Annotated in this window: 7 protein-coding genes; 2 read left to right on the top strand and 5 right to left on the bottom strand. The window is 64.1% G+C overall.

The features are described from left to right. Positions 1 to 426: 426 nt before the first annotated feature. From AC07FN_RS41245 to AC07FN_RS41255, 3 genes are all read right to left on the bottom strand, one after another. On the bottom strand, positions 427 to 1,380 hold the full coding sequence (locus AC07FN_RS41245; protein ID WP_478400569.1) for a hypothetical protein: 954 nt from the start codon (positions 1,378 to 1,380) through the stop codon (positions 427 to 429). A gap of 425 nt (positions 1,381 to 1,805) precedes the next feature. Then, positions 1,806 to 4,505 carry a GDSL-type esterase/lipase family protein gene (locus AC07FN_RS41250; protein WP_478400570.1) on the bottom strand — a complete coding sequence of 900 codons (2,700 nt, stop codon included), beginning with the start codon at positions 4,503 to 4,505 and terminating at the stop codon, positions 1,806 to 1,808. Between the two features lie 420 nt (positions 4,506 to 4,925). After that, positions 4,926 to 5,537: a hypothetical protein gene (locus tag AC07FN_RS41255; RefSeq protein ID WP_478400571.1), complete on the bottom strand. Its 612-nt coding sequence runs from the start codon at positions 5,535 to 5,537 to the stop codon at positions 4,926 to 4,928. 907 nt (positions 5,538 to 6,444) lie between these two features. Between AC07FN_RS41255 and AC07FN_RS41260 the strand changes: the two genes are divergently transcribed. Next, a complete protein-coding gene (locus tag AC07FN_RS41260; protein WP_132494068.1) occupies positions 6,445 to 6,870 on the top strand; it encodes an SsgA family sporulation/cell division regulator in 426 nt (141 codons plus the stop codon). 308 nt (positions 6,871 to 7,178) lie between these two features. On the opposite strand, the gene AC07FN_RS41265 is transcribed toward AC07FN_RS41260, so the two are convergent. Then, positions 7,179 to 10,268 (bottom strand): discoidin domain-containing protein, encoded by a 3,090-nt coding sequence (locus tag AC07FN_RS41265; RefSeq protein WP_478400572.1) that lies wholly within the window; start codon positions 10,266 to 10,268, stop codon positions 7,179 to 7,181. A 417-nt stretch (positions 10,269 to 10,685) separates the two neighbouring features. Further along, complete coding sequence (locus AC07FN_RS41270; RefSeq protein WP_478400573.1) at positions 10,686 to 11,354, bottom strand: integrase core domain-containing protein; 669 nt, start codon at positions 11,352 to 11,354, stop codon at positions 10,686 to 10,688. Between AC07FN_RS41270 and AC07FN_RS41275 the strand changes: the two genes are divergently transcribed. Further along, the gene (locus tag AC07FN_RS41275) at positions 11,341 to 12,000 is read left to right on the top strand and encodes a site-specific integrase (protein WP_478400574.1); all 660 of its coding nucleotides are present in this window, start codon (positions 11,341 to 11,343) and stop codon (positions 11,998 to 12,000) included. The two genes, AC07FN_RS41270 and AC07FN_RS41275, sit on opposite strands and share 14 nt — an antisense overlap. Positions 12,001 to 12,281 lie beyond the last annotated feature (281 nt).

Consider the following 12,281-nt stretch of genomic DNA (forward strand, 5'->3'; position numbering starts at 1 on the left):
GCTTCGAGGGCGGCAAACTCGTCGAACGCCCCGACGACCACGCCCCACCCACCGCCGCCTAAACAATCTTGACCCACAGGTCTTGACTATTCCTCTTCGAGTCCAACGACCATCGGCAGCACGGTATCCTCCTGCTTACAAGTAAGTTCCACACAACGTTTCCGATTGCCTCTGGGGCAGCAGGATTTTCGAAGCCCGACCGTTGGCAGCTGGACTGGATCTGGCTACACCCCTACGAACGAGGCACCGGCTACCTCAACAACGCGTGGGATGAGCTGGAAGACCTGTTCGGTCTATTCCTGATCGATGGCCCATACTCGACCGCAATGAACGCTATCATCCGCCGCCGAGGTATCCCGAAGGACCGACTCACGCACCCCATCACACAGGATTGACCATACAGCTACACATACTCAGTTCTCTGTTCTAGAAAGGGTTGGGCCGCCGGTGTTTCCGCCTTGTGAACGAGTCAAAGTCACTGCGTAGGTATGTGCGGAACTCGTCCCGCAGCGACGTCAAGCTTGGGGTCAGTCCTGGGCTTGCTGCTTCTAACAACTGATCCACCGAACATGTCAGCATCCGCCCCTGACAACCCGCATATACCGCCAAGTTCTCCAGGTGCAGCGCATTATCCCAGTCCAGGAGCAGGTAGCCGAGAAGCTGCCGCAACCACCGGTCGACTGGCGGCCTGGGTTTCCTGATGAGTTTGACGTCCACCAGCGTGTGGCCAACCACCAGATCTGCGATACCAAAGCCTCCAGCAAGCTCGGGCGCGATGATGGCCCGCTCCCCCAGCGCATGAAACGCTGCGCGCCCCTGCTCGACATACCGCGCCCACGCCACGCCCAGTTCATCCCTCATCTCAGGATGATCACTTAGCGCCCCTTCCTCAGTGACCGCCGTAAACCAAGACCGTCGTTTGTCGACAGTCCAATCTGGATGGTTATGGGCCAGTCCGTCCACTTCCATCAGATCCAAGCACGTCGCGAGTGCACGATGCTCTGTATGGCCGTCTGAAGACTGTGGCCGAGCTGCGGCTCTCCAGTCCAGCAAGACTGGGTCACTGGAACCGCTGCTCGAGAGCCTTCCTACTCGATTGGGCTCAAAACCCGCAGCCGCCAGCAACTCCGAGTACCGATCTGGCGGAAGATATGTCAGCAAACGCGACGGTTCGGGCCGCTGGCCGAGATCGAGCCCAATCCGCAGCTCCAACGCACGACCAATCTCCCCCCGCCCCTCGAGCACGCCGCACTCTGGAACAATCGCTTCGGCCACCACTTCCATCCAGGCATCTTCAACAAAGCCACGATGAGGCAGGAGAGCATCAAGGAAACGAGACAGACGGCTGGCACGATTCCGAGCCTGACCATCGATCGACATGCACCAAGCTTCCCAGAGCCCACTGACACGGTCAGGACAGCCGAGAAGATACGGCAATCGCGGTACGCGTGCGCCCCAACTACGGCCGCCCATGCCGCATGAACGCTGTAACGACCAGCCGGAAGAGCACTACCGTGTCAAGGTAGACAGCTACAGCGCCCTGACCTGCGAAAATCGAGAATCAGCAGGTTGCGACCGCACCGTTCCCGCTACCTACATACGGTTAAGTGCAGTTCAACGCACATCCATCCTCCCAAAATCCTCCCAAAGCCTCACTCCCAGAGATCAACAACGCTCACCGTGCTCGACCACAGCAACGACCGCGGAGATCGGATAGACGCGGGCTGCCAAGGACAATCGGCCCCGTGCGCGGGCAGGCGAACCCACCCGCGCACCGTCCCGGGGATCGATCACAGGACGAAGCCCTAGACGTTTCCACCCCGGTTGAGCCAGCAGCGGACGGATCCGCCGTCGTAGACGACGACGTAGTCGGACTTGCCGTCACCGCTGATGTCGCGGAAGGTCGATTCGTCGCGGGAATACCCGGTCTCGTTGGCGAAGTACCGGTGTTCGGTGAAGCCGCCCTCGCCCCGTCCGCCGTTGTTGATGTAGGCGTGCACGGCCCCCTTGGGGCCGACCATGAGGTAATCGGCCTTGCGGTCACCGTTGACGTCGGCCAGCCGCAGCTTCTCCCGGGATCCATAGGGAACGCCGGGCGCCCAGTTCCGGTGTTCCTCCCAGCGCCGGCCGTCGTCGGTCAAGAGGTTGTAGTAGGCGTGCACGGACCCGTCCTCGCCGACCCGCAGGTAGTCATCGCGGCCATCGCCGTTGACGTCCGCGAACCGGATGGCCTCCGGCGGAACGTCGTCGAGTGCCAGGTCGACCCCACCGGGGCCGAACCACGTGATCTTCCCATCGTGCACACCCATGTTGAGAGCGATCGAAGCCTCCTCGCTGGACCCGCCGGGCGGGGTCTGGACGAAATCGTCGTCCCGATCCCCGTCCAGGTCAGCGAAGTGAACGTCCCAGCCCGGATGCCACGCCTGGTCGAAAGCGTCCGGGGGATCGGTCTTCACCTCCACCCAACGCGGGTTGCCGGGCGCGTCGCCCGGGCGGTTCAACGCGATGCGCAACGTCTGCGACGCCTCGTTGATCCGCACGTAGTCGTCCCGGCCATCACCGTCGAAGTCCGCGAGATCGGTACGCCCATCCGGATGATCCATACCCGGAGCCACCACGCCCAACGCACGCCAGCCCGGACCGATGCCGTCGTCACCGTCACCCGGGTCAGGCGATTCGCACTTGGTCGGCTCCCGGTTCGGGTTGGGCTTCTCGATCCATCCCCGGTCAGCGGCCTCCACAACACCGTCGTAGAAGTCCCCGCCGAGCTTGGCGTAACCGTGGTCGTTGGGGTGCGAGTCGGTCTGCAGGCCATCGTCGACCTCGACGTCATCGGTGTCCACCAGCAGGACATGCTTGCCCCGCTTCTGGAAGTCGGCCACGATCCCCGGTAGCTCCGCGTTGAAGGCGTCGATGCGCGGCTGCATGCCCGCCTTCGCGGTCGGGATGACCTTCGCGACCACCACCGCGGCCTTCGGAGAATCCTCCAACGCCTGCTCGATCAGGTCCTTCATGCGCTGCGGAGCCGAGGAAAGCTTGTACTCCTGGTCGAAATCGTTGGTCCCGGCATGCAGCGTGATCACGTTCGGCTGGTACTGGGGAACAGTGCAGTCGGCGATCGACGCGATCTCGTCAATGCGCCAGCCCGGATGGCCCTCGTTGTCCGGGTCCGGCATCGTCCCCGCCCGCGACGAGCCGACGAAGTCCACCTGATCCGGACCGAACCTGGTCTTCAGCTCGTCGTTGAGCTCATCGCGATAGCCGTTGTTGTCCGAACTCTCCCGGCCGGCGGTGATCGAATCGCCCAGCGGCATCGCCCGGATCTCCAGCTCGTTCTGACCGTCCCCGACCTTCTCGAACCGCCACGGATGCGCCCCGGGCGTCATCCGGACGGTGTCGAGAAACACCTCGTCGTCATGAGCGGGCCCGAGACTCACAGCCTCGTTGGAGTACGGGTCGAGAATGTGTCCGTCGCTGAACGACCAGTCTGAACTCTTGTCATCAACGTCGCAGGAACCGAAGCCTACCAACACGCGACCCGCACGATAGAGGCAGCCCTTCTCCATCTTGAGCTTGAAGGTGCCCGAGTTCTTCCCGAGCACTACTTGGAACGACTCCTCGGGCCAATCACCTTGACTCGGGGCAAAATGGGGAACATCGGTGTTGTTGTCCGTCCTCACCAATTGCCGCTCCGACCCGTCTTTCCCGATCGAGAAGAGCCGGTAGCTGTAGCCGGGGGTCAGTCCTCCGCATCCTTCCGAGCTCGACGCAGCAGCCTCGCCCGATCGACCACACAAGAGCGACATTACTATCAGAATCGAGATATGATCAGAAATAGCCCTGCCGCGGCCGAAGAAGAAGTTCCAGAGGGTCGCATCGCTGTAGAAGGTGAAGTCCAGCTCACGGTCCACACTTCTTCCGATATGAGTGGGCTCTCCAGTCCTGACAATATATCGCTGAAGCGAGAGCGGAACATTGGTGGGCTCAATGTTAAAGTCGCCCAACACCCTCCAATGCGAAGTGGGCATGCGACTGGCAGCATAGGATCGCGCCCTGTCGACGATGCTCCCGACATCGGCACCGGCATCTTGAAACCCAGGATATGTGCCCGCGTAGCCATGAGCATTGAAGAACCAGGTTGTTCCAATAAGCACGCCCATGATCGGTCGCGAGTTGACGTCGCTGTGGACCGCCAACTGGACCGCATCGTCCACTCTCACCCGGCTGACTATCGCCATGCTGTTGCGCTGCTGACCAACGTCCATCCAGTAGAGGTAGTAGGTCCTTCCAGCGATCTCATACTCGAATTCGGCGATCCCACGACCATCCTCACCGAACCGACGGTTGGTGTATCTCGCACCAGCGGGCTCTTCCGATCCCGCCTCCTGCAGTGCCAGCACGTCCACGTCATTGCCGAGAACGTTCGGGATGTCGTCAGCCCATCGGGACTGAGGCGAACCGCCGATCCCATCTCGCTGCCCCTGCATGTTCCACGTGCTGGTCACCAAACGTCGTCCGTCACCGTCATCCGCAGCCGCCGTCGGCGCAGCACCAGGGATAACGACGCTGCCAGACCCCACAACACACAGAGCGACGAATGCGGCTGTTGTTCGACGTAGCCACCACAGCGGCCACTTGTCGCGCTTGCGGCCTACCGACCGTCCCCCAGAGAAACGCAATGCACCCACCAGATTCCCTCAGAACTTGCGAAGGGGCGAACCGCCGATCGATCCCCCCGCACGCAACCGTCAGTCTCGCTGCACGCTACCGAATCGATTCAAGGAGCGATACGGTATTTCCACTAAAACCACGCCTCGCACGGCGATCTCACCCGAACAGATCAGAACGGTGCCCCAGCGGCCGAGTTGGAACCGGCACTGGAGTGACGAAAATCTTGCCCGCTCACACTTACTACTGAGGTGATCTCAGTGAAATGGGCGGGGTGTGGTGCGCCAGTGCCCGACCATCCACTCGTGCAACGTATTGCCACCGGGGTTCCCCGTCACGAGGCCGTCGGCACCGTGGTACCACTGAGTAGCGCGGCGGTGCGCTCGAGTCTCCGCTGCATCGGTGACATCGCCGCGATGGCCTGAAGGTACGCCTCTTTGGCCGGGTGCGAGTGAGAGCGCGCCGAGGTTGTGGACCTCGCCGGCGGTGACGTCGACGCGGCGCCAAGCGGTGTCGGGTGGCAGCGCCTCCTGTTGAGAGACGAGATCCGACCCCAGTGCCCGCCAGCGCGCCACTGTCAGGTCAGGCTGCGCAGCCCATTCTGTGAGCATCTCTTCCTGCTCCGGAGTGGGTACGACTCCCGGAGGATATTCAGCCGTCAGGCCTTCGCAGTGCACGATCGCGCCGTGTGCCTCGCGCTCCGCGATGATGCCACGCAGCTGGCGGTAGTAGGACTGGACAGCGAAGTGCTGGGTGCCCACCGCGGTGATCTCCTTGCCGTTCTTCTTATGACGGTAGGTCATAACGGCAGTTTCGATCACTCTTCGGCGCCGACGCACACCCACATGCGCCGGTTTTGTCTTGGCCACTGGGAAAAATCCTCCTCAATCAGGACACAATCTACTGTGGAACAGTCTTCGGGCCGCAGTATTCGCCTGCGGTGGAATCCGGGATGCGGCGTCGTCAGGGGTCGCCGCCACTCCGTTGTGGCGGCGACCCGATCATGGCCTGGCTCCCTGGGGTCGAGGGGCGGTGGACGATGCCGGCTACAAGGTGCGGATTCACCGGCTCCTCGCGGGTTGGTGAATCCGAGGCCGCGGCTACCGACGTAGCCAGCACGATCAGAGCAAGGCCCGCTCGGCGTTCACGCGGTCGGCGTTGTCGTGATCGTCGGCCATGGTGTACTGCTGGTGGGCCTCGGTGTAGTAGTTGCGTGCGTCGCCGACGTCCGCAGCGTGGTGAACACTGCCAGGCGGTGCGCCGCAGCATGGGAGAACTTCGCCGAGCGGTTGGAGAAGCGCCAGGAGTCGATGCGGATGTCGTCCTCGTCGGAGGGAGCTTGAGATTCCCGGCCGGTCTCGGGCCCGCGGCCGGTGTTCGACTGATCCGTCGTCAGCAGTCGAACACGTCCAGCCGATCAACGGGCCCGTCGAGATTCCAGTGGTGCGGTCGAATACCGGAAAAGAAAACCGTGCGCGAAATCTAGCGAATCGGAAGCGTGGCCGCGGGTTGAAGCGCCTGTTGGGCGCTGGCGCACTGGCGGCGCGCTGCCGCTCATCGCTTCGACCGCCTGGGGGCGAAGACCTCCAGCTGGACAAGGACTCCGCGCTGACCTTGCCTTGCCGGAAGTGTCCTCCGCGCAGGCCATTTGGCGTATTTGTACTCGTGCAGGATGAAATCAACCAGGGTCATGAAGACATCGTGAAGAAGGCATGAACCCACGTCGAGGATGCTTCGTTCAGAAGGTATGAGAAGCCGATGCTTGGGAGTGCGGACATGATGGCAAACGATCACGGCACGGTGCTCGCCACCATGGTCTTCAACCTGGTAGCCCCGGCGGGAGTGATCGCGCCGGTCGGCGTGGAACTGCGGTACGACAGCCGCAACCCGTACGAGGTCGGCATGAAGTTCAACGCCGGCAAAGCTGGTGAGGTGGATTGGGTGATCGCCCGCGACCTGCTGGCCGACGGGCTGGTCGCCGAGGCAGGCGAAGGCGACGTGCGTATCCGCCCCCGCCTGGACTCTTCGGGGTTGGTCGTGATCGCGTTGAGCGCGCCGTCCGGGCAGGCCACCTTCGAAGTGAACGCCGAGCAGCTTGCGGACTTCCTGAACGACACCTACGACGCAGTCGCACCCGGCGACGAATACCGGTGGATGAACGTCGACGAGACGCTGAGCCGGCTGCTCTCGCACAACCTGTAATGGCCCAGCTCTTCCGAAGCGCCGCACGCCAGGCGACCGGCCGCGGGACCTGGCGGCGCTGAAAACCTGAAAACTCCGCCACGCTGCGCGTTCGAGCCGGGACTCCACCCAGCCCGGAGGCGCAGCGCTGCATGCGGGGAATTCGTTGCCGCCGGGAGACCCAATGCCAGCGGACGATCATGGACGCAATCTTCTGCCTGGTGTCCCGGGGCCTGATTGATCTTGTTGTTGACTGGGGTGGTGGAGTATCGCTATGTCGCGGATTTGTCCAGGAGCTCGACTAACCCCGGACGAGGCCGACCACATGATCAACCGAACCCTGCTGGCCGCACCTTCATCCTGGTGAGTTCGGCGTCCCCGGCATGACCGCCGTGTACCCGGATCGCCACGTAGCGCGCGGCACCTCCCAAGCGCACTGTCGTGCTCCTGCGGGAGGTCGGTGGGGGCGCTGGCGTGTACGCACGCCCGTCGGTGCTCGTTTCGACGGTGACGGCGGGCGGCGGCCCGTCGGTCCATGTCAGTTCGACCTCGCCGAGTTGCCAGACCGCGCCGAGGTCGACGACCATCCGGCCGTCGGGGCCCGGGTGCCAGGAGGTCCGCTCGTCACCGTCGACCGCTGCGCTCGGTGCGGACATCCCCGGGGGCAGCGGTTCGGTCGGGAACGTTGTGGCCCCAAGGGCGAGATCATCCTGTGTGTAGGGTCGGGTGTTGCGGGCCTTGATCGTCACCGTGTGGCGTCCCGGCACCGCCACGTGGCGCGGTGGCTCCCCGGCGGGCTGCACCTGGAGGCGCAGTGGCGGTCCGGCGGGTGCCGTGAGCAGGAGTGTCGCGGCGTCGGCGACGGTCGCCTGTAGCCCGGCGGGCAGATGCGGCCCTGCGGCGGCGCGCACGGTAAACCAAGCCGGTTCGACCCGTCCTTCCGCTTCGGCCAACGACATCGTGAGTTCACTGCCGGCCTTCGTGATCACCTGAACGCCACGGTAGAGCGAGACGGTGCCCCCGGCGTCGGGCAGTGCGACGGTCCCGCGCACCGCCGAGCCGGACAGATTGAGCATGACGAGGTATCCGTCGACCACGGAAGTGCGCACCGCGGCGGCACTGGACGTCGGACGCGGTGCCGTCGCCGCAGTGGCCAGGGTGCGCGGATCCGGGTGACATTCAACTTGCAGGGGTGCCGCGCTGCCGCCGGAGAGCAGGATCTGGTCGCCGGTCACGATGATCGGGTTCGGGGAACCGGTCACGACGAACCCGGCACGCCCATCGACGTTGAGCCAGTCTCCGGTGGTGCTGACCGCCGGTCGCGGGTAGGTCGCCGCCGCGGTCCAGGTATCCCCGTCCTGCGAGGTCTCGATGCGGTAGTACCGTCCGGCCGCAGCCTCCCACACGATTTTGACGCGGTCGAACCGCTGTGCCGAGCCAAAATCGACGGCGAGCCAGCTGTCGGTACGCGGGCGATCGGCCGTGGCGACCGCCCAGCGCGTGGTCGCGTCGCCGTCGGTCGCGTACTTCGCTTCCTTGCCTGGCGCCGCTGACGAGGCGAACGCGGTAGCCGCGCGGGCAAGGTCGGTCCTGCCGGCGCCATCGCGCACTTCGAAGGACAACACCGAATAGCCGTACGCCGGATCCGGTAGCACGCCGAGCATCCGGACGTAGCGTGCCGTGACCGCAGGGAAAGCGACCTCGTCGGTCCGGCCGCCGCCGGGCGGGGACCCGGGAGCGACCGGGACGGTCACGGTCCCCTCGGCGGTGTGGTAACTGCGTTTACCGTTCAATCCCGGAATGCCAGGCATGTCGAGGTTGTAGACCGACACGACGCCCTCTCCCGAAGCCAAGCCGGTCGTCGCGTATACCGCGGCGCCCGAGGGCAGCGTGGCAAAACCGGCGTAGCCGTTGTCGAATTTCAGCACCGCTGCGGTCGCGTCGAAACCGTCCCGCACCTTCGTCCACGTCGCGGCGTTCCGCTTCAGTATCTTGAGCGCCGTCGACGGCAAGAGCATCGGCGTCGCACCGCTTACGACGAACAGCCAGTCGTCGTGATGGGGCTGCCAGGCGAACTTGACGAAGCCCGGCTTGCTCACCGCCGCCGTCCACGCGTAAGACGTTCGGTGCGCCATCAATCCGGGCCCCTCACCGAAATCGCTGACGCCTATCGCGTACGCGTCGAACTCGGCCTGGCTCACTGCCTGCACCGGGCCACCGTGACTCGCGCGCCACTCGTGCAGCAGGTAGCTGATCGCGATTTCCGCGCGGGCCTCTGGCTCGTACTTCGGCTCACCGGAGAACTTCGTGATGCGATCGGCCGGCGGGTATGCCTGGTAGGGCTCGAGCCGCTCGGCAAGCTGCACCTCGGCGCGTGCGGCGTAACGGTCGCCGAGGACTTGGGCGCGGAAGGCGAGCGGGAGGACGTCGCGACCGTAAAGATGTTCGCGGTCCGCCACCATCGGCATCAACGGTTCGCCCGCGTCGCTGGCCATCAGCAGCATAGTGTGCCACAGCCGCTCGCCGTTCGGCTGCGCGGTGAGCACCTCCGGCAGCGGCTGCCCTGCGAGCAGGAAATGCATCGCGTTGCGCCCTGAGGTGCGCCACAGCTCCTCCTGATAGTGCGGGCCGAACGAACCGTGGTTCTCGACCAGGAACGTGTCGTACAGGTTCTCGGCGGTGTTGGCCGAGATCGGCACGCCGTCCACCACACACGGGTTGGCCAGGTCCGCGACGGGCAGGCTCGTCTCGTTGCGGCTCCACTTACCAAACCACTCACGCCACGCCACGGCTTGCGGATCATCCGGCGCCCAAGCGATTCCCGGGGTCAGTGCCTGAGCGTAGACGCCCATCTCCTCTAACTTGGTGTCCCCGACGTGCCCCCCGGACAATCCGAGCGGCGTCCAGCCACTCGACAGCGGGTCGTCACCTGAGCCCAACCCCGCCGTATAGACCGCTTGGCCGATCGCGATCTTGTCTAGGTTCTCCCGAGTACCATCGTCCAGATCGCTCCAGAGTAGACGCCCGGCGAGCTGGAAATAAGACTGGAACGTCGTGTCGAAGTACAGTCGGCGCCCCCACTCGGTGCCGCCGGCGATTACGTTCGATGCGGCGAAGTGGCGGATCGTGTCAATGGTTTGCCGGTGCAGCACCTCCCGCTCGACCCCAGCGATCGTCGCGTCGTAGCCCTCTCTAGTCAGCAGGACGGCGTTGCCGAGAACCACGGCGAACGTGAAGTCCTTGGCAGGGTAGATTCCCGAAGCCGGGTCGAACTGTCGCTCGGCCCAGCGCGTGTGCCGCAGCAACACCCTCAGGTAAGTTGCCGCCACGTCGTCCGAGGCGCCCTGGCGTTGCGAAACGATCGGCCGCGCGGCCACGGCCCGTGCACAGGCTATCGGCGTCACCAATCCGGCGGCCACGAGCGCGAGTCCACCTGTGCCAGACGCCTGGAGAATCCATCGGCGAGAATGCTCAATACTCAATGTTCTCCGCCCCGTCGACAACGCTGTCAGCGACGATTACGTGATTCTGCTTCGTTCCGGCGCGGAAAGGCAATGCCGCAGAGCAAACCTGTCCGTTTTCAGACAACCGCACTTCCGGTCGGGGACGATCTGCGAGGCCCGAACTGGCGGCATATGACGCCTTTCCTCACTGGCCGCGAGGCTCCCGGCCCGTGGTTGGCCGATGAGCCCGCCGATGTTCGGGCGCCGCTACTGGACTTCCAACGCACGCACCGTTTCCGGCGCAGCTACGTTATCTGTAGCGCCGTTGTCTCTGTGAGGAACGTGGGTTTCGCGGCGTGACACTGCGCTTGCCGGAAACCCCATCCATGCTGGTCACGCCGCATGTTGGTACTCGTGCAGGATGCCGCCGAGCCGTTCGTGTCGGCGTATGTCGAGGCGGGCGATCCTTTCCGGATCGGCGATGGGCGTGGGCAGCCGGCGTAGCGGGGCTGCGTTCGCGATGCCCTGGTGTGGCCGGTGGCCGTTGTAGAACTGTTCGAACTCGCGCAGGGCGTGGAGCAGATGGCGCTGGTTCCAGATCAAGGTCCGGTCCAGCAGCTCGCGCCGACAGGTCTGCACCCAGCGTTCCGCGATCGAGTTCATCCTCGGCATCCGGACGCCGCTGAGCACAATGTCGATGCCCGCGTCGTTGAAGACTGCGTCGAACAGCTCAGGGAACTTCCCGTCGCGATCCCGGATCAGGAACCGGGCTCGGCAGCCCGCGTCCTCGAGGTCCATGACGAGATTCTTCGCGACTTGGGCAACCCACGAAGCGGTCGGGTGCGAGGTGGCTCCCAGGACCCGGATCCGGCGACTGCTGTGCTCGATAATGGCGAAGATGTACATCCGTGCCCCGGACAGGGTGACCGTTTCCAGGAAGTCGCAGGCGAGCAGGGCGTCAGCCTGGGAGCGCAGGAAGTTGGCCCACGTGCTGAAACTCCGTTCGGGTGCCGGACCGATGCCGGCGTCTTTGAGGATCTCCCAGACGGTGGATGCGGCCACCTTCACTAAACGAATCTGCTGGACGCCCACCGAAGCCGTCACTTTCCTCCAGTTCTGCGCCGACATCAACGATCCACTGGCAGAGCTGTACGAAATCCTCATCGGCACCGGCATGCGCAAAGGCGAAGCCCTCGCCCTGCACTGGAACGACGTCCACCTCGACGACCGGGTGCTCTACGTCCGCCAGACACTGTCCAATGTGAACAACACGACACCCGTGTTCACCACACCCAAAACCAAAACCAGCCTCGACTGGATCGGACTCTCCTCCCGGGTCACCACCGCTCTACAACGACAAGCCACCCACCAACACACCCAACGACTCGCAGCCGGAACCCCACGCAACCACGACGGGCTTGTGTTCTGCCGGGACGACGGTCAACCCCTACGCCCCGAATACGTACTCCGCCACTTCCACGACCTCACCGACGCAGCCGGCGTCCCCCGCATCCGCGTCCACGACCTCCGGCACCTCGCCGCCACCCTCATGATCGCCAGCGACGTCCCACTCGGCGTCGTCTCCAAAACCATGCGCCACTCAACCCTCTCCGTCACCGTCAACATCTACGGCCACCTAGCACGCCACACCGCCCACCAAGCCGTCGACGCCATGGCCGCCACACTCAACGCAGCCCAAGCCGCCTGACTCACGATCACACAAGGAAAGGATCAACTCGAATGCGACCACATTGCGACCACAACAGGGCCAAAAACGAAACCAGCGGGTTCACCTTCCGATGAACCCGCTGGTCACAGACGTCGGGCTGACAGGATTTGAACCTGCGACCCCTTGACCCCCAGTCAAGTTCAGGGGCAGCGGCATGCTCAAGCTCATTCTTCGAGGTCGCTTCCCAGTGTACTCAGCGAAGTAAAGGAGTCTCCAACTCGGCGCCTGTTGAAGCTTGCTTCCAGTTCACATGCTGACGA

The sequence above is a fragment of the Saccharopolyspora sp. NPDC045941 genome (assembly GCF_056431445.1).

Coding starts and splice junctions, on each gene's coding strand:
- AC07FN_RS41245 (WP_478400569.1), bottom strand. CDS start 1,380: ATGTCGATCGATGGTCAGGCTCGGAATCGTGCCAGCCGTCTGTCTCGT.
- AC07FN_RS41260 (WP_132494068.1), top strand. CDS start 6,445: ATGATGGCAAACGATCACGGCACGGTGCTCGCCACCATGGTCTTCAAC.